21 protein-coding genes are annotated in these 24,999 nt (G+C 36.3%); 10 read left to right on the forward strand and 11 right to left on the reverse strand.

Going from position 1 to position 24,999, the window contains the following annotated elements; all coding sequences use genetic code 11:
• Window position 1: 1 nt before the first annotated feature.
• The gene (locus tag V6255_RS04140; protein WP_160062867.1) at window positions 2-958 is read right to left on the reverse strand and encodes a methylenetetrahydrofolate reductase; all 957 of its coding nucleotides are present in this window, start codon (window positions 956-958) and stop codon (window positions 2-4) included.
• Between the two features lie 234 nt (window positions 959-1,192).
• On the opposite strand from V6255_RS04140, the gene rsmE reads away from it, so the two are divergent.
• The 8 genes from rsmE to V6255_RS04180 all read left to right on the forward strand — a co-directional run bounded on the left by rsmE (window position 1,193) and on the right by V6255_RS04180 (window position 7,995).
• Window positions 1,193-1,921: a 16S rRNA (uracil(1498)-N(3))-methyltransferase gene (rsmE, locus tag V6255_RS04145; RefSeq protein ID WP_341626995.1), complete on the forward strand. Its 729-nt coding sequence runs from the start codon at window positions 1,193-1,195 to the stop codon at window positions 1,919-1,921.
• Between the two features lie 53 nt (window positions 1,922-1,974).
• Complete coding sequence (gshB, locus tag V6255_RS04150) at window positions 1,975-2,931, forward strand: glutathione synthase (protein WP_341626996.1); 957 nt, start codon at window positions 1,975-1,977, stop codon at window positions 2,929-2,931.
• Window positions 2,932-3,111: 180 nt separating this feature from the next.
• On the forward strand, window positions 3,112-3,786 hold the full coding sequence (locus V6255_RS04155; RefSeq protein WP_341626997.1) for a YqgE/AlgH family protein: 675 nt from the start codon (window positions 3,112-3,114) through the stop codon (window positions 3,784-3,786).
• Entirely contained in the window at window positions 3,786-4,247 is a 462-nt protein-coding gene (gene ruvX, locus V6255_RS04160) for a Holliday junction resolvase RuvX (protein ID WP_341626998.1), read from the forward strand. The genes V6255_RS04155 and ruvX overlap by 1 nt, the downstream gene beginning before the upstream one ends.
• Window positions 4,248-4,506: 259 nt before the next feature.
• Window positions 4,507-5,013 carry a DUF3087 domain-containing protein gene (locus tag V6255_RS04165; protein ID WP_341626999.1) on the forward strand — a complete coding sequence of 169 codons (507 nt, stop codon included), beginning with the start codon at window positions 4,507-4,509 and terminating at the stop codon, window positions 5,011-5,013.
• Entirely contained in the window at window positions 5,013-5,642 is a 630-nt protein-coding gene (locus V6255_RS04170) for a LysE family translocator (protein WP_341627000.1), read from the forward strand. The genes V6255_RS04165 and V6255_RS04170 overlap by 1 nt, the downstream gene beginning before the upstream one ends.
• Before the next feature lie 552 nt (window positions 5,643-6,194).
• The gene (locus tag V6255_RS04175; protein WP_341627001.1) at window positions 6,195-7,073 is read left to right on the forward strand and encodes a DMT family transporter; all 879 of its coding nucleotides are present in this window, start codon (window positions 6,195-6,197) and stop codon (window positions 7,071-7,073) included.
• A gap of 274 nt (window positions 7,074-7,347) precedes the next feature.
• Window positions 7,348-7,995: a peroxiredoxin-like family protein gene (locus V6255_RS04180; RefSeq protein ID WP_341627002.1), complete on the forward strand. Its 648-nt coding sequence runs from the start codon at window positions 7,348-7,350 to the stop codon at window positions 7,993-7,995.
• A gap of 389 nt (window positions 7,996-8,384) precedes the next feature.
• Here the strand turns inward: V6255_RS04180 and V6255_RS04185 are convergent, their stop codons facing one another.
• The 4 genes from V6255_RS04185 to ung all read right to left on the reverse strand — a co-directional run bounded on the left by V6255_RS04185 (window position 8,385) and on the right by ung (window position 12,474).
• Complete coding sequence (locus V6255_RS04185) at window positions 8,385-9,473, reverse strand: Preprotein translocase subunit SecY (RefSeq protein ID WP_341627003.1); 1,089 nt, start codon at window positions 9,471-9,473, stop codon at window positions 8,385-8,387.
• A 588-nt stretch (window positions 9,474-10,061) separates the two neighbouring features.
• Complete coding sequence (locus V6255_RS04190; RefSeq protein WP_341627004.1) at window positions 10,062-10,736, reverse strand: 2OG-Fe(II) oxygenase; 675 nt, start codon at window positions 10,734-10,736, stop codon at window positions 10,062-10,064.
• A 390-nt stretch (window positions 10,737-11,126) separates the two neighbouring features.
• A complete protein-coding gene (locus tag V6255_RS04195) occupies window positions 11,127-11,666 on the reverse strand; it encodes a hemerythrin domain-containing protein (protein WP_341627005.1) in 540 nt (179 codons plus the stop codon).
• A gap of 157 nt (window positions 11,667-11,823) precedes the next feature.
• A complete protein-coding gene (gene ung / locus V6255_RS04200) occupies window positions 11,824-12,474 on the reverse strand; it encodes a uracil-DNA glycosylase (RefSeq protein ID WP_341627006.1) in 651 nt (216 codons plus the stop codon).
• A 324-nt stretch (window positions 12,475-12,798) separates the two neighbouring features.
• On the opposite strand from ung, the gene grcA reads away from it, so the two are divergent.
• Complete coding sequence (gene grcA / locus V6255_RS04205) at window positions 12,799-13,179, forward strand: autonomous glycyl radical cofactor GrcA (protein ID WP_341627007.1); 381 nt, start codon at window positions 12,799-12,801, stop codon at window positions 13,177-13,179.
• Window positions 13,180-13,761: 582 nt separating this feature from the next.
• On the opposite strand, the gene V6255_RS04210 is transcribed toward grcA, so the two are convergent.
• The 4 genes from V6255_RS04210 to V6255_RS04225 all read right to left on the reverse strand — a co-directional run bounded on the left by V6255_RS04210 (window position 13,762) and on the right by V6255_RS04225 (window position 19,858).
• The gene (locus V6255_RS04210; protein WP_341627008.1) at window positions 13,762-14,538 is read right to left on the reverse strand and encodes a HalD/BesD family halogenase; all 777 of its coding nucleotides are present in this window, start codon (window positions 14,536-14,538) and stop codon (window positions 13,762-13,764) included.
• A 772-nt stretch (window positions 14,539-15,310) separates the two neighbouring features.
• Window positions 15,311-16,339 (reverse strand): methionine synthase, encoded by a 1,029-nt coding sequence (locus V6255_RS04215; protein ID WP_341627009.1) that lies wholly within the window; start codon window positions 16,337-16,339, stop codon window positions 15,311-15,313.
• Window positions 16,340-16,441: 102 nt separating this feature from the next.
• Window positions 16,442-17,434, reverse strand: coding sequence for a DUF1852 domain-containing protein (locus tag V6255_RS04220; protein ID WP_341627010.1), 993 nt, complete (start codon window positions 17,432-17,434; stop codon window positions 16,442-16,444).
• A 615-nt stretch (window positions 17,435-18,049) separates the two neighbouring features.
• A complete protein-coding gene (locus V6255_RS04225; RefSeq protein WP_341627011.1) occupies window positions 18,050-19,858 on the reverse strand; it encodes a protein adenylyltransferase SelO in 1,809 nt (602 codons plus the stop codon).
• A 535-nt stretch (window positions 19,859-20,393) separates the two neighbouring features.
• Between V6255_RS04225 and V6255_RS04230 the strand changes: the two genes are divergently transcribed.
• Window positions 20,394-21,104: a lipoate--protein ligase family protein gene (locus V6255_RS04230; protein ID WP_341627012.1), complete on the forward strand. Its 711-nt coding sequence runs from the start codon at window positions 20,394-20,396 to the stop codon at window positions 21,102-21,104.
• A gap of 246 nt (window positions 21,105-21,350) precedes the next feature.
• Here the strand turns inward: V6255_RS04230 and V6255_RS04235 are convergent, their stop codons facing one another.
• Window positions 21,351-21,668 (reverse strand): hypothetical protein, encoded by a 318-nt coding sequence (locus V6255_RS04235; protein WP_341627013.1) that lies wholly within the window; start codon window positions 21,666-21,668, stop codon window positions 21,351-21,353.
• 932 nt (window positions 21,669-22,600) lie between these two features.
• Window positions 22,601-24,847, reverse strand: a complete 2,247-nt coding sequence (locus V6255_RS04240) for a DUF2971 domain-containing protein (protein WP_341627014.1) — start codon at window positions 24,845-24,847, stop codon at window positions 22,601-22,603.
• Window positions 24,848-24,999: the final 152 nt, after the last annotated feature.

A 24,999-nucleotide genomic window follows, 5' to 3' on the forward strand; every position in this document is an offset into this window, starting at 1 on the left:
CTTATAGTTGTGATTCCGCCAGTTTTAAATCTAACGTGGCTTTAAGAAGTTTAAATAATAATATAGCTGCATCTATCTCTTCTTTGCGATTGGTTAAGCTTTCGATGTTTAAACCTAATGGAATATTAAACGGCAAAACAGCCTGTAGAATTTGTTCAAAGTTATTACGGCTAATTTGTAATGACTCTTTTAATGGATTATCAGACTCTAAAATACGTAAAGACGTCGCTTCTGGCACTGAAATCCCTAACCATTCGATAAACTCTAATGTTTTAGCACTACCACAAGGAGAGAACGTTAAAATAACACGTTTAGGTTGAACGCCTTGTTGCTTACACTCACTCGCATAGCGCGTTAACAAATCAATCGTCGCTTGTGCGTTATAAACCGCTTGAGTGATAAAAAACTCACAACCTTGATCTTGCTTGCTACGTAATCGTAAATGTTCATCACCCTTTGCAACATGACGTTCAGCAATAGTCACGCCACCTAAATAAAAATCTTGAGGATGCGCAGCGACTGCTTTGTAAGCATCAGCTAATGACAATTTAATTTCACCATCCGACGATGGTGAACCAACTAATACAATATCGCGTACTGAAAACTGATGCCAAGCGTCAGATAACCAAGCCGAAAAATCAGCAGCGTCACGTTGTGAAACACTTTTATAAGTGATCACTGGCTTGTCGACTTTATCGTGTAAAATTTTTGAATATAAACGAGAGTCATGCGTATATCTAAATGGAAATGGACGAGGTTTATCAGTGCGAGACGTTTCATCTTGAATGTCATAAACAATAAAGCCATCGTAATCAATTTCAGATAAACGGCCTAATAACTTATCAGCAATGCCCGATACCAATTCAATATCTGTATCTTGTTTAGGAGGTGTGGTTCCAATGAAATAAACCCCACGCTTGGGATCCGTGGTAATACTTTTTAACTTAGAGCTGGTCATAACAAAATCCTAAACTATCACTACAAAATAAAATCGAAAATTATCCCATATCTTGTGCATAATTGATATTAGGGAAACAGTAATTAAATGGTACCTTTACTAATATTATCTTTAAACATTTAATAAGCATCGCTAAGTGACTCGATTACAACAGATAACTCATTGCTAAGCGATAGTGATATTCAATGTTTTCGCGTTATACTAACGCTTATTTACAATCAAAAAGTAACCTTTATGCGTAATCCTCGTTTTTACGAACCACAAACGTTAACTGAAAATAGCACTATCACGTTATCTGATGATGCAACCCAACACATACGCGTATTACGTTTAAATGTTGGTGATACTGTTATCTTATTTAACGGTCAAGGTGGGCAGTATTTAGCACAATTAAGCGACGTACAAAAACGTACATGCCAAGCAACAATAATGTCATCCCAAACAACAGATAATGAAAGCCCATTACATTTACATCTAGGGCAAGTCATTTCTCGTGGTGATCGAATGGAGTTTGTCATTCAAAAAGCAGTAGAATTAGGCGTTAATGAAATTACACCACTAATCAGTGAACGTTGTGGCGTCAAACTTAATGCAGAACGTATGGCCAAAAAACAACAGCAATGGCAAAAAATTGCCATTGCTGCCTGCGAGCAATCAGGCAGAAATATTGTGCCGACAATTCATGCGACACAAGCTTTAACACAATGGTGTGAATTTGACATTGTTTGTTGTAAATTAACATTACATCCACGCGCAAAGTATTCAATCAACACATTACCAAATGAGATTAATCATGTGCGTTTATTGATTGGTCCGGAAGGTGGTTTAAGTGACGATGAAATTAGTTTAACTGAAAGTTTAGATTTCACCGAAACCCTATTAGGACCAAGAGTATTACGCACGGAAACAGCAGCATTAACCGCTATTACGGCATTACAATGTCGTTTTGGTGATTTAGCGTAACCATATATAGCTTTAATGATAGCTTTTAATAATTTATTGAAATAGGAAAGAATATGACCATTAAAATTGGCATCGTGATGGATCCCATCGCAGACATCAACATTAAAAAAGACTCAAGCTTTGCAATGTTATTAGAAGCTCAATCTCGTGGTTGGGAACTGTATTATTTAGAAATGAAAGATCTGTACCTTGAAGATGGCCGTTGTTTTGCTACTAGCAAAAAACTAACAGTACAACGTGAAGAAGGTAACTTTTATCAATTAGAAGAAGCCGTTGACCACCCTCTTTCAGACCTAGATGCAGTATTAATGCGTAAAGATCCTCCTTTTGATACTGAGTACATCTACGCAACTTACTTATTAGAACGCGCAGAAGTTGAAGGCTGTTTAATCGTCAACAAACCACAAAGTCTACGTGATGCAAATGAAAAACTATATACCGCTTGGTTTAGTGAATTCACTCCAACGACACTAGTAACACGTAGTGCTGCTAAAATCCGTGAGTTCCATAAAAAACACACAGACGTTATCTTAAAACCACTTGATGGTATGGGTGGCGCATCAATTTTCCGTATCAAAGAAAATGACAGCAATATTGGCGTGATCATTGAAACATTAACTGAGCATGAACAACGCTACTGTATGGCGCAAGCCTTTATCCCAGCCATTAAAGCCGGTGATAAACGAATCTTGATTGTTGACGGTGAACCAATGCCTTACGCACTGGCACGTATCCCAGCAAAAGGCGAAACACGTGGTAACTTGGCAGCCGGCGGAACTGGCGTTGCTCAACCACTTTCTGAATCAGATTGGCATATTGCTAATACCATTGGTCCTAAACTAAAAGAAAAAGGACTCATTTTTGTTGGCTTAGATGTTATTGGCGATAAAGTCACTGAAATCAATGTGACTAGCCCAACGTGTATCCAAGAAATTGATAAAGCTTACGGCACTAATATCAGTGGTAAGCTAATGGATGCGATTGAGAAACGTGTTAAAGGTGCTAAATAAGCCTTTAAGACTCTTTAGCATTCATTAAAGGCTACACTATAATTAACGCACTACAGTCGAATGCTAGAGACAGATAACTTTGGATACATAATAGCACTGGATATAAATCATTGAGTTTATTACCAAGCCTGAACTAAGCGATACAAGCAGGTAATAAACTCAATACTAATGGAGAAGCACATGACAATAGATAAAACTAAAACACCCTTTGCTGATTCTGACATTAGTACTGCACACTCAGAGACTCAATCCAGTACTGTACATACTCCCCCAGAATCCCCTGCAGAAACGGAAATGGTCAATTCATTAAAAAACCATTTTTTAATTGCAATGCCTTCATTAACAGACCCATACTTTAAAAATTCAGTGGTCTATTTATGTGAGCATGATGAACAAGGTGCAATGGGTTTTATTATTAATTACCCCGTTAAACTCACCGTTCAAGAATTATTAAAAAGTGCTGAGAGTATCAGCCATGAACCAACTCCTCCCATCACAGAACCTGTATTTTTAGGTGGACCATTGGATATGGACAGAGGTTTTGTATTACATAGCCCGATAGAAGATGATTCTCAAAGCACCCTTTTGAATGAACAATTAATGATGTCTAATTCCAATCTGATCCTTTCTTCATTAGGTACAGAAACGCAACCAGAGAAATACATGGTTGCATTAGGTTACTCAAGTTGGGATTCAGGTCAGTTAGAAGAAGAAATCAGCAACAACCAATGGTTAACGGTGCAATGTGAAATGAACATTATGTTTAATACCCCAATCAATAAACGTTGGAATTCATCTTTACAACAACTCGGTGTAGACCCCTCACAATTAAGTAGCGAAATAGGCCACGCATAATGACATCAGAAACAACTACAACAGAATCGCCAATGCCAATTAAAGCGCCTAATACTTTATTAGGCTTTGATTTTGGCACTAAAAGCATCGGTGTAGCCACTGGTCAAATGATTACAGCAACAGCACAACCCATTGCAGCGATTAAAGCTAATGATGGCATTCCAAACTGGGATACCGTTGAAGCGGTTATTAAAGAATGGAAACCCGATTTAATTGTTGTCGGCTTACCACTTAATATGGATGGCACAGAACAACCGATTACCCAACGCGCTAAAAAGTTTGGCAATCGTTTAACCGGTCGTTTTGGTGTTAAAACAGTTTTTCAAGATGAACGTTTAACGACCGCAAGCGCTAAAGAATTTATCTTTGAACGTGGCGGTTATAAAGCATTAGAAAAAGGCAAAGTGGACAGCGTTTCTGCCGCACTAATATTAGAGGGTTGGATGGAAAGCTCTTATTAGTGCTCAACCACAACGCCGACAATAATAAAAATCCAACAATAATTTTCTGTCTTTCAAACACCTGCATTTCTAGTGCTTTTTCATCTGCTCTTTAAGCTAAAGAGCAGTGCAATTTATTGACAAACCAATCCTATTTAATTCATTAAGTAAATAATTTAATTCATTAAGTAAATAATTTAATTCAGGAATCTATTTAAGTTATCACTTTATTGAGTTATAAATGTTTACTCTTCGTTTTATAAAGGACTACATTACGCCCATGCAACTTATTGAAATCGATCCAGAGCGTTATCGTAAACGTTTAAATAAAGTTATCTTTGCTTGCATTGGAGTATTAAGTATCGGCAGTTTAGCCATAAGTCAGCTACTTATCTTATTAATCCCTTCTCCGACAGGAAGTCATTTCCACTGGAATTTGTTAGGTGTCGCAATAACTGCTGTCTCGGTTTTCATTATTTTATCCAAACTTAGAAAACATCCTTTTTTCTACGAAGTCAGTTATGTATGGGACTTAAAACAAGCTTTAAATAAAATTAACCGTCGTATGAAAAAAATAGAATCAGCAGCGCAACGTGGTGATCACGTTGCCATGCACATTTTACATTTCAGTTACTGCGGTTTTCGCCAACTATGGCAATTAGATAACAACACATTAACCATTAATCATCTGACACATCTTGAAAATAAACTACACGAGCTAGCAGAAACACATAACGTAACGCTAGATGCCACTCTTTATAACCCATCACAATTAGCGAGCTACTAATGCCTATTTTACATATCGAAGCGTTTTTAATTGCAATCACTATTTTAACAATCACACCAGGTCTAGATACGGCATTAGTAGTTCGAAATACCACTCGAGGTGGTGAAAAAGATGGCTTTATCACTAATATCGGTATTTGTAGCGGTCTCTTTTTCCACGCTTCATTATCAGCAGTAGGTATTTCATTATTATTATCCCAATCGCCACAGCTATTCCAAGGCGTAAAAATGATCGGTGCTCTGTATATATTATATTTAGGGGTGCAAGGTCTTAGACATAGCTTTTCAGCAACAGCAAAAGATCCTGAAGCCATCACAACACAGGGTAACTTTAAAGCGAGTAAAAGCTTTAGAGAAGGCCTACTTTCAAACGCATTAAATCCTAAAACAGCTGTTTTCTATTTAGCATTTTTACCACAGTTCATTAACCCTGAGTATTCTGCATTTATGCAATCATTATTAATGGCCGCTATCCACTTTGTGATCGCACTATGCTGGCAGGCCTTTATTAGCCGCATGATAGTGACTGCACAAAAACGCTTTGATGGAGGTAAAACACAATTAATGATGGAACGTTTAACAGGCGTTGTATTGATTGGATTAGCAGTGAAGTTATTGATGGACGATTAACCAATACTTCTTCAATAAAATTTGTTCTCATGTACCCAGTGCTTCACAATTTAATAGAGCAAGTATCAAAAATACAGCCATTTAAAGCATGATCGGCATGAGAACATTTATTTATTAAAAAAGATTTAGCATATTGTTACTCAAGTAAATAATCTAAATACAGATAAGCAAATCGATACAACATCATTTTTTGATTTCCAACGTGCATCCCACCACAAAATGAAACAATGTTTTATTTATTGCTAATATAATCATAAAAAATAGTTTACTGTCGCAGTTATACCGATTACATTAAATAATTGATCTAAATTTTGCGCAGGAAAAATGACTTAGTTTAAGGCATAAATTGAGGCCTTTCGAAGATTAACTTCGTTAATCGTCTGTCGGTGAATTAACTAAAACATGTTAATTCATTAATGGTTATTCCCTTTACGAAATTTACAACGAAGAAATAAGTTATTTTAACAAATAAAATAGATCAGTTAATTAGTGTGATTGGTATTATTATCAACTCCAAATACTTCTTATTACACACATCAGTAAGGACATATTTTGCAACAAAAATTTGCCTTTAAAGCAGAACTTCTTTTAGTGCTAGTGACTATTTTAGCCGGTGCAGGTTGGATTTTTTCAAAAGAAGCATTAATGGGTATGACCCCTTTATTTTTTATTTCAATGCGTTTTCTTGTTGGCGGTGTGATTTTGTTATTGATTGGTCACCGGTATTTTCGCGGTGTTACATGGCAAGAGATTAAACCAGTGATGCTAATCGGCGCAGTAATGGGTCTGGCAATGCTTTGCTGGGTTATGGGACTTTATCAAAGTAGCAACGTCGGTGTCGGGGCTTTCATTACCTGTATGGGCGTCGTATTTGTCCCTATTATTGGACGCTTCATGTTTGGAGATCGCCCTGCCACGAGTATTTGGGTTGCATTACCTTTTGCTATTATCGGGTTAGGATTTTTGGCGCTCAGTAATGGCTTAAACTTTGAAGTCTCACATCTGTACTTTTTAGGAACGGCTATTGCTGTTGCCTTTCAACTTAATCTATTATCACGATTCTTACTACGAGTGCATGCATTAGTATTAACCAGTGTGCAATTAACCACCGCGGGCGTGTTGCTTTTAATTGTGTCGTTATTGACAGAATCATTACCTACAAGCATTAGCCCTAATATTTTTGGCTGGTTTTTAGCAAGCGCGTTACTTGCAACAAGTTTACGTTACTTATTACAAATGTATGCAATGAGTTTAACACCTGTCAGCCATGCCGCTGTCATTATGAATTTAGAACCGGTATGGGCCGCTATTTTTGCAGTATTCTGGTTTAGTGAAGTGATGAGTTTAGGGCAAGTATTTGGCTGTTGTTTAATCTTTATGGCGATGCTGATCAGCCGCTGGCCACAAATAAGAAAGATGTTTAAACATTAGCGATAACATAAATTTGAAAGCCTTAAGCTATTTGGCTTTCAAGTTTATAACTATTTTCAAAAAATCTTCCACGACCCTATCCTGCACTATTTTGATGTTCGTAAACCACTAATGAAACAACAGTTAAACAATAAGCTAATAATAAAAAAGTGCTATGAGATTGCGTTTTTAATAGCTTATTGATACGTTGGTAAACTTGTTTTTATATGAGCTCACCATTAGTTTTTGTAGATAAAAATAAGCATTCTTTCCGTTAACACATTAGGAGCACCGCATGACCACATTAAAACAACAAACCGACGCTAAAATTGAAGCTGGTCGACAAGCTAACCCTGATTTTATGAAAGGTATCGATGATGTTATTGCTCAAGCAAAAGCTTTTAAGGAAGGTAACAACGCACTTAAACTTGGCCAAGCAGCGCCTCGCTTTGAACTACCAAATCAACAAGGAAAATCAACATCTCTCTCTGATTTACTAGCAAAAGGCCCCGTTGTTGTCACCTTTTATCGCGGTAGCTGGTGCCCTTATTGCAATCTACAGCTTCGTGCACTGCAAGCACGATTAGCGGATATACATGACCTAGGGGCTGAATTAGTCGCTATTAGTCCAGAAGTGCCTGATGATTCATTATCAAAAAATGAAATAAGCGAAATGGAGTTTACGGTTCTTTCTGATCAAGATGCAAAAGTAGCTGCAGAATTTGGCGTTGCATGGGAAGTGCCTGAGTTTGTATTAGAACACATGAAAGTCGATCGTAAACTGGATATAGAAACCATCAATAATGGTAACGCGAACATCATGCCAATTCCTGCTACTTTTGTATTAAATCAAGCTGGTGAAGTAACTTGGCGTTTTGTAGATGTTGATTACCGCACACGTTCAGAGCCTTCAGATATTATCGATGCCTTACAAAAACTATAAGCATTGAACTAATTAGTTCATTAAGCAAAAGCAAACCAAAATAGAGTGGAAAGTGATATTGATAAATAGCGCTAGCTATTTTTGTAAATGTCACTTTTACTCATAGCCTGTTTTAAAAATCAGTCCTTCTCATTAATAAAATAAGCTGCCCTAGCAAAAGTGCCACAACCTTTATTATTATAATACGCATGAGCCTGCCCTAATAAATACAGACAGGCTCATACTTGACTATTCAGCAGCAACTATCCCATTCAGCTATTCTACTCAACTATCGTATTCAATTATCACTGCTCACTAAAATCAATACAGATTAAATGGATAAGTATGACGATGACGTTAATCTAATTAACTAACTGATTAATGGATAAATAGCTAAACGGTTGTATTTATTAAGCAGCTTGTTCGACGTCCAATGCCTTTGCTTTAATTTCAGCACTCTTTTTTTTGTTCATGTTTGGCAACGTTTGACCTTCCCACACAAAGTGACGATTCGCTTTTTGCCTAATGAATCCCTGTACCAATAGAGTAGTAAATAGGTGATCCGTGTCTTCAGTATTTAAAGCTAACTTGTCTGATAATGCTTTCTTTGAGCAACGTACAGTGCCATTGCTGAGTAATGAAATAGCTTGGTGTAATAAATCTTCACTTCGAGATATCGCCGCTACTTGCTGTTCATTTTGCTTATTATAAAGCGCAAGATTAGTTTGCTCACTTAACGATGCTTTCTCTTGCTCTGCTTGTTGTAGTTTTAAAGTACGAGAGAAACGCAACTCTTCACCAATTAATCCAACAAAGAAAGCGGCAAATAAATCTAATAAAACCGACAGGAAAATTACTAATGATAACTGTGCTGTTTTATTCTCTATATTCAGTGCTGTCGCAACGCTACCGATTAACCCTAATACAGAGCCTTGGCTTGCAACGGGTTGTTTATCACGTTCAATAGCCAGCGCTAACTGTTGTTCACGTAATTGAGTATTCTCTTTTTGAATACGTGCGACACCCGTAACGATACGATTCAACTCAATATACTTTTCTGCGGCAACATTATTAAGTGCAATCTGTTTATCAATGGCAGCTATTTGAAAGTCAAATGCGGCTTTTTTATTATTTTGCACATCAAGGTGACTCTGGGCGGTATTGGTTGCACTATTAATACCACCGATGCTGCCACCAATAGAAATAATGGCTAACACACTGTAAAAAATAAACGCTGAAAATGCGGCGCTAATATTGCGCCTTGCTAAACGTTCCCCAAATTCATACCAAGCAAAAAATTTTCCTAATTCGAATATCACTGCCAATGAGCCAAATAAAAATTGCATCCAAAATCCATTATCTATTGATAAAAACAATAATAATGAAAAGATAATTGAGGCCAAGATAGACGCACCGGTAAAGCTATAAACAACGGTCATCGCAAAGGGACCTTTTGCATGGCGAATGCGTTTTTTAGACAGGGTCGATATATTAGTCATGAATTACCTATTTATGATTGTTGATCATTGCTCAAATCGTGAAAGCCTTGGTAATAGCTAACAAAGCAGATCAATAAGGACAGAAATTGGCGCGAATTGTAGAGAGGCTTTTATCGAAAAGCCAGTAATGACAGGCATTAGATGAATAAATAAGTAAATCATCAATGTTTTGTTTATTTTTTATACCGATTTAAAATAATAGAGTTTCTAACACTATGATTAACTATGACATTATTTGAGTCATAGTAAGTGGGCATCGCCCTCTTTAGTTTTTTATCTTCGATTATTGTCTTAATGTCATTAGTATTGATAGTGTTATTAACATTATGATCACATTCATAGAGTTCATTAGTATTTGTGCCATAAAACCTTAGATGGTCAATGAATAGTTAACAGCCATCAATTATCCACAAAAACTTGATTCTATTTCCTTATTAGCACCACTTATTTAGACAAACTGGCGTAATAGAATACCTTCGGTTCAGAACACAAAGACATAAGCAGAAATAAAACAGCACCTTAAGCCACTTCAGATGCTAAATATCGATGAGAAGTAACGTTATGAGTAACGGCGCGACATAATAAAAGTTAGCGCGGTGGATCAACACGATCAGTGACCGACGTATTAACTCGAAACCACCCTGCTATAGAATAACGATCGCGGTTTGCTGCTAATACTTGATGTGGAAATTCTTCACTTAAAAATGTCACAATCGTGCCCATTAACGGCACCACTTTAATCCCTTCTTTATCATGGTCACTTTTATATAACACCAACTCTCCACCATCACTAGGTAACCAATGACTATTAAAATAAACAACCACAGATAACACCCGATTAGACTCACCTTTAAAAGCATCATAATGACGTTTGTAATAGTCACCAGGACTATAATGAGCAAAGTGACTTTCAAATGAAAATAAGCCTAAAAATAAACGTCGATTTAAATAAGTCTGTAATCCTGCTACCCAAGTTAACCAATCTTGTCCTGCTTGGCTTTCTCCGGTTATCCAACTAATAGCATCAGTTCGAACGAATTCATTTTGTAGGTACTCCTTACCTCTACCAATACCTGCACTTTTAAATTTATCAGCTTCCATCAATTGCTGATGCGTAAATAAAGAATGTGTTAATGCTTCAGGTAACGCCGTTGGCATAATACTGTACCCACGCTTATCAATACCTTCTGCGATAAGTGCAAACAAGGAATCATCATTTGAGTTATTGCCAGTAAACTCATAGACATTTTTTAACGCTAGCAAAGTAAAGTCCTTTCTTAATGATCTAGTTAATTGATAAAGCTTAATTAATAAAACCGACTTAATAAAAATGACATGTAAATTAGTTTTGTTATTAATCGTCTTGGTAGAAGTCATGCTCAATCTAAAAAGATAAAGGTCCAATTTAGACTGATAAACACTGGAATCTTTGATGGGAAATAATTAACGTTAAACAATTATTTTATTGCGTTAACTACTCTTGATATCTCGAAAGGTGTGAGATCGCATAGTGACAGTTTTTTAAAATAAGAAAAGCTTTATTATGCTGTTATTGTTAAATAAAAAAGCTAGGTGTAATCAACTAAAAAGCATCTAGTCACCTCGATTAAATACAATGCAATTGTAAGACAACAGCATCGTTTTTTTAGCGTATTAACTAACTTTAATGTGTAAGGCTAATGCTTTGAATTGATCGCTAATACTCTCACCAAACAATGGATCGACGTATTCTTTATGCTTCCATTGTAAAATCAAGTGAGCCCAATCATCTTCTGTTAAACTGCTTTGAATGGCAGGTAGAATTTCAGCTTCTTCATAGTTTAAATGTTGTTTTTGTTTACTCACAAACCCTTCCATTTTTTCTATAAACACTTCTTTAGGTATAATCGCATCCAACAGAATCATGTTTATCATGTCGTCTAATTCTGTGGTGAGGATTTTTAATTGTTTATGATCATCTTCCAAACGATTGGCAACTTGATCAGTCACCACTCTATATTTTAAATAATAAGCATAAATCAAATTCTCCATCGGATGATGGTATTTATCTGAATAATGCTTAAGGTAATCAGTAATAGATTTTAGCAGTTGGTAATCAATTTCTTTATCTAATTTTAATGACACAATATGGTTGTCCATCACCTGCAACAACTGCATAATATTTTTATGGTCTTTATGAATACGATTAAGCATGTGAATTCCCATCTATTAATAAAAGAAGAAGCATTGCTAATAATTAATAACAGATGATATCTCAAATATCTTGCTCAACTCCTGCGCAAAATCAATAAACAGTCATTAAGCATTAGCGGTTAAGGAAATAAATATGAACACGCTAAAAATCAATCAATTACCAGTTAATTACTTGTTTATCTTGCTCTGAGAGTAATTGATTGGTTTTTGAAAAGTGCTTACAACCAAAAAAACCACGATATGCAGACAATGGCGAAGGATGTACAGCAGTCAAAATATAATGTTTAGATTGATCAATCATCTGTGACTTCTTGATCGCGTAACTGCCCCACAATAAAAATACAACACCTTCTGTTTGCTCGTTAATATGTTGAATAACATTATCAGTAAACTGCTCCCAACCTTTTTTTGCATGGCTTCCTGCATTAGACTTCTCAACCGTTAATACGGTATTCAACAATAATACCCCCTGCTTCGCCCAATCACTTAAATCACCACTTTCCGGTAAGGTTGTCCACTGTAGATCATCAGCGAGTTCTTTATAGATGTTACGTAATGAAGGCGGTAATTTTATGCCTTCTTGTACAGAAAAGCTCAGCCCATGTGCTTGGCCATCACCGTGATAAGGGTCTTGTCCTAAAATGACCACTTTAACGTCTTTTAATTCAGTTAACGAAAAAGCAGTAAAACGATTTTTAAGGGATGGAAATATAGTTTTTCCTGCTGTTTCTTCTTGGTCGATGAACAACTGTAATTGTTTAAAATAACTTTGTTGCTGTTGCTTTTCTATAAAATCAAACCAGGACATAACCATCTACCATTTAGTAATTATCAAAAACAAAATATACCACATAAGCAATTGTTAAATATAAACTTTATTTTTTACATTTGAGCAACAAAACAATATTACTAAAAAACAACCAGTTACAAACTTGCTTTGATATTGCTCAATATAAACACAAATAAACCACTGTAAAAGTAAGTGATTAGTATTGTACATCACACATAAGCGGCCCTATAATCATAAGTAGATTAATTAACCAGCAGCATTAGATATTATTTATTGCATGCTTTATTAAACGGTTTATGTATGACTAAACCGTATTGCTAATACAAGAATTAAGGAAATATTATGGCTTTAGGTATTCAAATTACTGAATCAAATAACGCAGCGTTATTAAACTCGTTTTGGTTATTAGATGAAGAAAATGCACAGGCGCGTTGTTTATGTGTGAAAGACAATGCATACGCTGAAGATCAAGTTATTTCTTTAGCTGAACTCGGTGAAATTAAATATAAAGAAGTAGCGATTGAAGCGCCAAAAGCACAAGAAGGTGGTCAACACTTAAATGTGAACGTGTTACGTCGTGAAACATTAGAAGATGCTGTAAAACACCCTGAGAAGTACCCACAGTTAACAATACGTGTATCAGGTTATGCAGTACGCTTTAACTCACTAACACCAGAGCAACAACAAGATGTATTAACACGTACATTTACAGAAAGCTTATAAAAGCTTTCGTTTGAAATAATAGTGAAGAGATTAGCTTGATCTCTTCACTATCTACAAAGCCTAATAATTAACTTTTATGGTACTGTGGAATTGTATAAGCCTGATCTTGCTCAGAAACAGAATTACGAAATGTTCTATTTCCATCATTAAAATCATGATTAGGAATCGTATTGCTATAAAAAATACATTGTTCATTTTCTAGTGCTATTTTTAAATGTCCAGAGTAAACCGTATCTTCATTGATATCTTTAACCTGAGAGCGATACTCATTAGTATATTCAGCACAATTAGTTGCACTACTGGTGAAAATGACATTAGTAATATCTTTAGCATTACTGGCTTCATGCTGTGTATGCGATTCATGAGTACAAGCCGCTAAACTTTATGTAACCGCTAACAATAATAATGTTTTTTTCATATCAACTCCTTTTAGATATTTTAAGGTGGTGATGAGAGTGGTAGTGGTAGCTCAAATAATAATGACGATAAAGTATTAATGAAACAGCCTTTATTTATCGCTCAAGTTAAAACGTAATACCAATACTATTTATCAAAAAGGGGAGTAGGTTTATTACATTAATGTTAAACTCGTCCATAAAATGTCATACGTGCTGATTCAGATAATGTAACATCAGGCTGAGAGTTATAAGCGAGTACCACCAGCATACGAGTAATATCCCCCTGTGTTGGCGTGACTCGATGCATGGCATTACGCCCACGAAACATCACTAACGTACTTGCACTGGCTTCTAATACTTTACTCTGTCGTTTGCCATCTAATACTTCAGCAACGCCGTCATAATTCATTTCGCCGATATCCGCATCACGCATATTTTCTATATATTCAAACACTCCACCACCTTCTGGGCTTTGTAACAATAAAGTAGTCGCAAAAGATGATTCATCAAAGTGCCAACCTAGCTCCTGTCCTTCGCTGGCATAATGCAGGTTAATAGAGGACAAAGGATCGGTATAGTTATAAAGCTTTTCTTCACCTAATACGGTAGCGAGAAAAGCACGAAAATCAGTAGAATTATAAAGTGTTCTTAAGGGAGATGAATCTCCTATTTGATCGTCAGTAATACAACCTTTAGAAGACGATACCTGTCTGTTACGAGGATGCTCTACAGGAAAATCAGCATCGGAAGGTTTAAGGTAAACGTTATGCCCTTCTTTTGAATAATAAGCGAGATTTTGTTTAGCCTTCCCCTCTTCAATGGCTTGTTTAAGCGCTATCTCAGACAAGAAATTCGGCAACACTAAAGCTCCATCTCTATCTAAAATAGCCTTACACTTTTGCTGAAAATCAGCATCGTTAATAGGATATTTGTTAACTTCAATTACTTGCTCTAACTTCATTTCACTTCCCTATAAAGTTCGTTTATTCAACTGTGTTAAAATATCTCTTGGCTAACAACGAACGTATTCAATGAGATCATTAAGGTAAAATAACCTCCATTTTAGTTAATGAAATTGGAATTATATTTACAATCATCATGTTATATTTTTTATTATGCAGTGTCGTTAGTTTTGCGTAGTTCAGGCGAATTATTTAAAAAATAACTGACTATTGATAGATAATTTAACGCAGAAATCCGCGGAAATAGCGGTGTTGTATCGTTTTTCTTATCCATAATTGAGGTTAGTTAAAGAGAAAAAGCAACATATACTCCTCCGCAGGCTAAAGCCAGCGCCCCATAATCAAAAGCTCATAAACTTGTAGCAACAAGTCGAAAGCAACACATCACCCTCTGCAGACTAAAGCCAGCGCCCCAAAGTCACAGGCTGATAATATTTGCAGAAAGCCAGAAGCTTTTAATGTGTTGTTTGTGACTTCGAAGCGCATGCTTCAGCTTGCAGATCTTTTTTGTGTTGATTTATATTTTGCGAGTCCAATTTCAGATACTTTCTAACAACGAAGATGTTTGCTTCACCACTTGCTCAGAGTCGTTAGCTTGAAAGTTAACGACTGAACAAAGTAACGGGTATAATTATAAGTGATAGCCACAACGGCTCCTGTAATCGATAACCCTATTAATTTTCTTAAAAATTGAAAGTATAAAACTAAAAGTACTCAATCAACAAAGTTAACAGGACGACATATTTTTAACTAATGAGGTACCATTGTAGACTAGACCGAAAGCTCTTTTCGAACGATAGCAGCACCATCACTCAGTGCTTTTAACTTCCCTCTTGCTACTTCACGCGATAAAGGAGCCATGCCGCAGTTAGTACATGGGTAAAGCTTATCTGCATCAACATATTTAAGGGCTTCTCGTAATGTATTCGCCACTTCTTCTGGCGTTTCTATCGTATTGGTTGCCACATCAATTGCACCTACCATTACTTTCTTACCGCGAATAAGCTCAAGTAGTTCCATCGGTACATGAGAGTTGTGACATTCTAACGAAATAATATCAATATTAGAGGCTTGCAATTTAGGGAAAGCTTCTTCGTATTGACGCCACTCGTTGCCTAAGGTCTTTTTCCAATCTGTATTGGCTTTAATGCCATAACCATAACAAATATGCACTGCAGTTTCGCATTTAAGCCCTTCAATTGCTCTTTCTAAACAAGCAATTCCCCATTTATTCACATCATCAAAAAACACGTTAAAAGCAGGTTCGTCAAATTGAATAATATCAACGCCAGCGGCCTCTAATTCTTTCGCTTCTTGATTCAGAATAATTGCAAATTCCCAAGCGAGTTTTTCACGACTTTTATAATGGTCATCATACAGCGTATCTATCATGGTCATTGGACCTGGCAACGCCCATTTGATTGGTTGATCCGTTTGTTGACGTAAAAACTTCGCAGCTTCAACAAACACTGGTTTTTGTCGACTCACAGGGCCAACGACTGTCGGTACGCTCGCATCATAACGGTCACGAATTTTAACGATTTTACGATTTTCAAAATCCACACCATTAAGATGCTCAATAAAGGTTGTCACAAAATGTTGGCGAGTCTGCTCACCATCGCTGACAATATCTATGCCGGCTTGTTGTTGCTCGTGTAATGACACACATAATGCGTCTTTTTTGCCATCCACTAATGCCTGATCTTGTAATTTCCATGGAGACCATAATGTTTCAGATTCTGCTAACCAAGACGGTTTAGGCAAACTGCCTGCTGTAGAGGTTGGTAATAATTTTTTCATGATCAATTGCTTCCTATATTAGGTATTTAGCTTTTATTATTTGGTTTTTATTCTTTGAATCTAAGTATTGTTTAGCTTTGTTCGTTTAACGTTTTCGTTTTGTTAGGCTAAACAAGGTTGTTGTTTATAGCTGGCCGACCAATTATCAAACATAGCTTGGTAGGGTTTGATAAAGTGCGTTTCAGCAAACTTGCCCTGCTCAATGCCTAAACGATTACGTTCCTCTCGGTCATACACAATATGCGTTAATGAATAATCTAAGTTCTTCAAATTCGGTTGATAAGTTTGCCCTGCCACTGCATTCGCATTATAAATTTCAGGTCGATAGATTTTCTGAAACGTCTCCATGGTGCTGATAGTGCTGATCAGTTCAAGGTTGGTGTAATCATTCAACAAATCGCCAACGAAATAAAAAGCCAAGGGCGCAGCACTATTAGGCGGCATAAAATAACGTACCTGCAAGCCCATCTTTTTAAAATATTGCTCTGTTAAAGAAGACGCATTCGGCTGGTATTCACCCCCTAACACCGGATGTTGGTTAGCAATGCGTTGATAAATTTTAGTCTCCGCGACACTCAAACAGATAACAGGCGATTTATTAAAATGTGTTTTATAAGCAGAGGAATTCAAGAAAGACTGAAATAACTTTCCATGCAACTCACCAAAGTGTTCTGGGATGCTAAATGATGGTTGTCCCTTATTATGCTCAGACAACAAAATACTAAAGTCATAATCACGAATATAAGACGAGAAGTTATTACCAACAATGCCTTCAATACGTTGATTAGTTTGATGGTCAACAATACTCGTTTTTAACACTTCAATAGAAGGAAACGTTTGACCGCTACTCTCAATGTCCATTTCAACAGAGATAATCTCAAGCTCCACAGAATAACGGTCGCCCTTCGGGTTATCCCAATGAGCTAATGCATTAAATCGATTATCGATCATCTTTAATGCATTACGTAGATTCTGTTGACGGTTCTCCCCACGCGCTAAATTAGCAAAGTTGGTTGTCGCTCGTGTATTGCCAGCAGGTTGATAATGCTCATCTAAACCTGTGCTCTTAATCGTAAAGGTAAAATCTGTGTTCATGGTAATTAGCTCCAATTCTCAATCATAAAATCTGCACACTCCCTGTTCTTTCAGGATTTTCTAATCATCAGTCTTATTTATATCGATGACGTCGAATTAAGCACTCACGTTAATATTGCCCAACGTTATAAAGCAGTGTGTATTTTATACGTTAAATTTATTATGAATAAAAATGATTGATTTTCAAATTAACATGAAAATAACTAATAAACGGGTTTTAAGTGTAAATAAAGCAGGATGAAAATGTTAAGAAGATTGAAGTTAATTTGGTTTAGGTTTGGAGAGCATGGCGAATTAGGCCAAGCCTAGTTTTAAGCTGAGAAGCTCTGCGAGCCTTGTTTTTATTAGCTTACAGAGCTTTGTTATATTCGAAATTAATAAGCTCGGACGCGTTCAGTGAATGACTTTTCCGTCTTTGAACAACAAAGAACTCAAAGAAAGCCGTCACCGACTCACTTTCTCATCCAAGTAATCCACTCACTTTTAACGTACCGTTTCTGACGTGCATCCGTGCACTAGCTTTAACTACCCTATTTGATATTACTCAAATACGTTAATTGCTTGAGAAAGCTCAACGGTAGTCAGCTGTAGACATTTTATATTAAACATAAAAAATTACGACGAACAGCTAAGATGAGATACGCCCCCGACCTTAAAGAACTCAAGTGGTTTCAATCGATAGTATTTATCTTCCACTTCTTGAGACTGCTCTGCATAAGGTTGGTTCATCACATCTTGCAACTCTCGAATTAAAGCGTAATTACCCTCTGTTGCTTGTTGATAAGCAGGTTTAACAAACCACTCTCGTAAAATGTATTTTGGATTAACCAACTTCATTTGCTTAGCGGCTTCTTCAAGGTTGCTACCATTTTCCTCACAGTCACTATTAAGAAGTGCTTTCCATGTTGCAAACCATTCTATCCAACGTGTGTCCCTTTGATGAGAATCTGACTCGTTTGCCTGACTTGAACTATTGTAAAAGCTTTTTTTCAATGGACGAATGTCGTCAGGTATCGACGATAGCTCCCGAAAGAAAATTGTATAATCGACAGGTGTTTGCATCATTAGAGTGAGTAGCTCGTTAAACAATACCTTGTGAGCCGTTGGGTTTAACGTGCTAAGACCCAACTTGGCAGCCCACATACTTTGCATTTCCGAGTCCATCACGGTCGAAAATTCACGTTGAATCTCGTCGAGTGCTAGTAAATGATCTTTATGATCCGCTAATAACGGTCGTAACGCCGAACAAAAAGACTCGAAATTACTTTGCGCAGCTTTAGGTTGATTCAAAAACGAATAATGATTACCACCGCCCGTCCAAGGTTGATAATACGGGTTAAACACATCACAAAAACCAAATGGGCCATAATCAAGCGTAAAACCACCAGCAGCACAATTATCACTATTAAAGTTACCTTGGCAAAAGCCAACGCGGATCCAATTCGCTATTAGTGATGTCAGGCGTCCACGAAACTCGCGCGCCAATATCACTACTTTTTCAGGTGTACTGAGCTGGCTATCGATAACGTCAGCGTATTCACGATCAATCAAGTGCAACACTATTTTTTCCAGCTCTTGCATCGCGTGAACTTGTTCATCAAGCTGATCTTCAAATTGACCATCTTCACGAGCACGGCGAGCAAAAAGCTCAATTTGACCAACGCGAATAAATGAAGGCGCAACGCGTGTCGAGATAGCGACCGCTTCAGCACTCATCATATCCGGATTCTCCGAACGAGACCCCTCCGTATACCAGTAACGCTTTACCGTTTCAGTTTTGGAAACGTACAAACTCAACGACCGTGATGTAGAAACATCAAGCGCGTGCATGTGCTCTTGAGCTAAGAACTCACGAATGCTAGATCGTAAAACAGCACGACCATCCGCCCCGCGGCAATAAGGTGTTCGGCCACCGCCTTTTAACTGCATTTCCCAGCGTTGACCGTTGATAACCGCCTCAAGCACTGAAATAGCACGACCATCCCCATATCCGTTACCAGTCTGAAACGGGCATTGATGAGTGAATTCAGTCCCGTAGATGGAAAGTGCGTAACCTGTCGCCCAACCAATCTTACGCATCGGTGCTGGCACCTGAGAAGTATCACCGGTGAACATGCGCATGAAATGGGCAGATTCGGCCATCGAGTCGGCTAAACCAAGCTCAGCAAAAAATGCATTACTGTGCGCAACATATTCTGGGTCTTTAATCGGGGTTGGGGTAATTGGAACATAATGACCCGAGAAGACTTGTCGTGGTGCGTAATCAACCCCGTTCTCTGTCGCATCGGGATCACAGTTGAGCGTGTCCATAAGCGAATAATTTGCCAACTTAGCAAGCTCACCTAACGTAGCGACTTTAGACGTTGATGTAGTAGGTATAGCAGATACAGTCGAGTTTTTTTTCTGAGGCAGTCGATTTGTCATAATGTTTTATACCTGCGTTTATAGAGATGGGTGTTCATAAAGATAATCGTTCATAGAGATAAGTATTAATGTTTACTATCTTACCGCGATATGTTGGAGAGTTCAGTGCTAATTGTAATCGTTTCATTAAACCTGAGTTAACATTGGTTTTACTTTTTTATTTGCTTTACTTTTTATTTGCTTGGCTCGCCTACGCTCCTTGGATCTATTAGTGACTTTACTTTATCTAAACCAGTAGAGAACTTCGGTAGATAGTTGTAGCAATATTGAACTTAGATTTAATCATTAATGAATTAATATGATTGAGTTCGTATAAGTACTCAGCACTTTAAGATGAAACGCCATTCCTGATCCCAAAGGTTTTTATCAATATTTCCAAAGTCTTTTTAAATGAAGATAATCATTACAAGAGATAGCTTGAAACTTAAAACCACTCAACGCTTATCTGTATTCAGATTTCAGTATTTATGATAATTTAACCTGCTCTTTATATTATTTAGTATCGTTAAATGTGATTTAAATCTGGGAGGTGGTTATGGTTAAAAATCAAAATAAATTATTACGTTATACAAGCGTATCTGTGGCTAATGTATTTGAAAAAGAGACCGCCATCATTACACAAATACAAGCGAATGAAATATCTAAATGCCTTATATTATGGCAAACAAAAACACCCACGATTGTATTTCCTGCTAATAAAAAATGGCCCGAATCTACCTTATTAAAGACAGCCTTACAAAAAGATGACTGGAGATTACTGTCACGTAAAACAGGTGGCGCTCCTGTCCCACAATGCGAAGGTATCGTTAACTTATCGCACTTGTATGTTTGGGACGATGCTACGCCCTACTCTATTACTCAAGCATATGAAAACTTATGCCAAGTATTAAAAGACTTTTTTAGCCTATATGGATTAAACAGTGAAACGCATGCCACAGAGTTTTCGTACTGTGACGGTGATTTTAATCTCAATATTAATGGGCGTAAAATCGTAGGGACTGCACAGCGTATTATTTTAAAAAAAGGAGGTGGTAAAATTATACTCGCACAAGCCTGTATTCTCATTGATGCAGTGCTAGAAGAAATAATTAAACCCATTAACCTGTGTTATCAATTGTGCGATAAAAAAGAGCGAATAAAAGCACAGGTTCACACCACCTTGTTTGAGCATATTAATACACGACCTAGTGTCGATGTGCTTTATCAACAACTCACTCAAGCATTTGTAGATAATGGCTTAGGCTAGTGGTGAGGAACGACTAAAATCATGACGCCATGACACACGGTTGATTATACGGATTCCGATTTGAAAGATATGATGATGTGGGATATTTGAGGCTTGGTAAATGGCTGAATTATAAAAAACTACCTCAAAGCGATACTAAACAGTATTTCTAAAAGATAGCTTGAAGTTTAAAGTTAGTGATAATTGATTAAACCTTTATCACCCAATATTTAACAGATTTCAAAATGACAGCTTATAAATAACAGCTTATAGACGATATATCGTTGTCGCATAGAGTGCCGCAAAGCCTAATAACATTAATAACACTACAGGCTTTGCACGTTGCAAAAACAACGGTAGCCAGCTTACTTTAATAATATAGGTTGAAGTAATCACCATTAACACACCAGAACAAAAGGCAGCAAGCCCCCAAAACTCTGTAATATGTTGGCTCGCATACCACAATATATTCCATAGACCCGCGGCGAGCAAAATACCGCCAATACTAAGGCGAATAGGTTTTGGACAACCCTTTGCTATTGGTGGTAAGGCAACAATTAAACCGACGATCATGCACGCAGTCACAACACTTCCCATGGGTATCATATTATTCGCTTCTGTTCAGATTAATTAAGTAAATCATTATATTTAACCTTAGCAGGAAAACAATCATTCAATTTGAGCCTTAAGCGTTTTCAGTATCCTCAAAAGCTTGTCAGTGTATTTACCTTCACCACACAAGAAAGGACGGTGAACATTGCGGGAGAAACATTGATAATAAGAGATTTCAGGTTACCAACTCAAACTTTCTGTTTGTATCAGTAACGACGAATTCAGTATCGTTAAAAAGACCGCAACCTATATCTACAAAACATCGCCGGAGCAATTCAATATGTTTGCTAAAATTAAACACGCAAACAAGTTACGATTTCATCTTATTTGGTAAAGACATTGGCTTTGTCGATAAGCTAATTAAGAAAATACTAGACGAAGCATGCTCAGAAAAGCATTGTGACTTGGTCATAACAACAATAGAAAACAGCTTTATGAATGAAAAAGATAAAGCAAAAGTGATAAGTTGCTTTAAAGGTCGGATAAAGGCAATCAAACACATCGTTTACGCAGCGGCTTGATTAACCGAATTAAGTAAAATGGTAACTACCCAAAGTAAGTTAAAAGAAGAAGTTACAGATTATGGATGTCTACAACTTTGCTAAGCCGAGCGTATTAATATGCTATCGCATAAATCGCTCCCAGCCTGACCTTGCTAAAGGCAATGATTGATTCAGAAGAACAAGGAATTGATGTAGCCACATTGACATTCGTTTTTTGACTTCGGGGCGCATGGCGAGTTAGGCAAAGCCTAGTTTCATGAGCGGAGAAGCTCTGCGAGTCCTGTTTTCAGCTTGCTGGTATTTTTTGTGTTCGAAAAGCAATGGGCTTAGGCGCTCACGTTGGATTATATGAATTTTATTAACTTTAGTTTCATACTGTAGCCGACTCTTCTTTATTTGAGATTAAATATCAATTTCCCGATATTTGATTGCAAATTTGTCATCTTCACTTATATAAGCTTCTTTGAGTGATATTTTTTGCTCTGATTTTCTTTTATCATTATTTATTTTAGTAATTATGTTTGTAATTAATTCCTTTTTATTTTCTGGGAATTTACAGCCTAAAGTAATACTAGTTATTTCTGCGTTAATTTTATTTCTATCGTGATTAGGATAATCAAATTTTTCGAAATATATTTTGTTAGTATTATTTGAGAATAATCTAACTTCACGCTCATACTCCCACCCCTTATTTTTGGTTAGTAGAAATTGATTGAATATAAATAAATCTTGTTCTTCATTTCGTTTTAATTCTTCAGTGTAGGAAATTTTCTCTATCCCAACGCCCTCCGGAAGCTCACCACCAAACCAATATTCAATCATTATTCCTTGATGCTCTTCAGCATAATGAGACCACATCAGCATGGAGTTTATATTGTGAGATAGAGAGAATGTACGATAGTTTGAGTCAATAAGCTGTCCTTCGCCTACTTTATTTAACATAGGTAATTCTATAGGGTCATTTAATTGCTCTCTGCTTGATAAGTAAAAGTATTGATTTGTTAAAGCATCAAGGGTGTTCATATTAAAATAGGAATATTTAAATAAATGCTTTCCTCCATCTGCTGTAAATGTATTCCATTGAAATTGATTGGTTATCGCAGTATTGAATATTTGCTTTAGTTTCACAAAATCTTCCTCTGAAATATTTATATCAGACAGTTTTTTTCCAGCGGAAATATAGTTTCCAATAATGACATGATCTTTTTCCTCAGATGAGAGCATTAAATTTAGAGCACATTTGTATTGCTCAAATGCTAACGATAATTGCTCTTTTCTTTCATAACAAACACCAAGTATGTTATGTGAGGCCATCGTGGGTATATTTTTTTTGTGGTGAGCAACAATGTTATCTATTACGTAATCGTATGCTTCAGCCTTTATTGCTAAGTTATAAAAACCAAGTAAATCTTGATCCAATAAAGTTAAACCAAGCTTTTTATTCTTCCTTTTTTCAAATTCATTCTGATAATAAGATTGATTCCACTGATCTTTAATAGCCTTAAGTTCTTCTTTTAGTGTTGAGTATTGGAAATACGTCATTAACTCTGGGCTATCAATAATATTTTTAGCTTGAATATAGGTATCAAAAAAATCTATTAAGTCTTGTAATGACTGACCACTTTTAAAACGATCTTCTAATTCTTTAGTTTTTAATTTAAATTTTAATACTTTATAAAGAGAGTTGTTTTCACCTTCTAAAGAATCACTTTTTTTGTGAGTAAACTGTAATATTTCTTCATCTAGTTCATCATTTAATTTTAACTTAGCTAATAAATAATAAATACGAGCGCTGAAACTATGTCTGAATAATATATCGTTTTCGGGGGCTTCGTCATAATGAGTAATTACATCATCAAATTCTTTGGCCTGAAATGCAAACTTGATAATTGATTCTCTTGTCATGAAATTTTCTTTCAAATGTTTTTGATAAATGCTTTTATGATCATTTTTGCAAAAATCATGTACTTGAAATGGATAAATATTAGATATTACCTTCTCTTTATCAACCAAGCCTTTCTCTGCATATGGCTGAATAATATCGTAACTAATTTTATCCATTGAATTAACCAGAGTTAAGCCTTCATCAATTTCATCAAGATGGAAATGCGCTAAAATAAGTATTTTTGATTTACATGTAACGTTGTCATCCATTACTATTTTTTTTATAAGCCTCCATTGTATCGCTAATAAGTCTTTTGTATTTTGAAAAGTAATATAGGTGTTATCTATAATGTCTATGACATTATCGTATTGACATTTTTTGTAGTGAAATTCCAATACATCAAACCAAGAATTCATATTATGATCTTTATTGTATAATCCCCAATGGGCATCGATATTTCCATTATCCAATTCTACTGATTTTTTATAGAAACAAGTTGGGATGTGTTCATTGAGTATTTCACTATAGATTTTACTGGCAGTATCTCCCAAGTAGCAGTATGCAGATGACTCATTGCCATATTTTGAAACAATTTCATTGAAGGTAGTTTGGGTATTTTCTTGTTTAAGGTCTTGAATAAAATAATAGAAACCTAAGTACCATTCATTTTCAGAAGCCCCACGTGACTCCTCTAAAAAAGTAAGAGCAGAGTAGTGTTTAGCTTTTATAGCTGTAATTATTTCTTTCTCACTTATATTAGGCATGTTACTCACCTTCCTCAAAATAGACTTATTGATTGATAATATATCGTAAACAAAGATCTGGATACACGCTCATTGAATTAAGCAATATCAATTAGTTAAAATTAAACCGTCCTCAATGTGGTAACATCTCCCCTTGTATAGTTTCCTGAGTC

The sequence above is a fragment of the Psychromonas arctica genome (genome assembly GCF_038155225.1).
In the GTDB taxonomy this organism is placed as follows: domain Bacteria; phylum Pseudomonadota; class Gammaproteobacteria; order Enterobacterales; family Psychromonadaceae; genus Psychromonas; species Psychromonas arctica_B.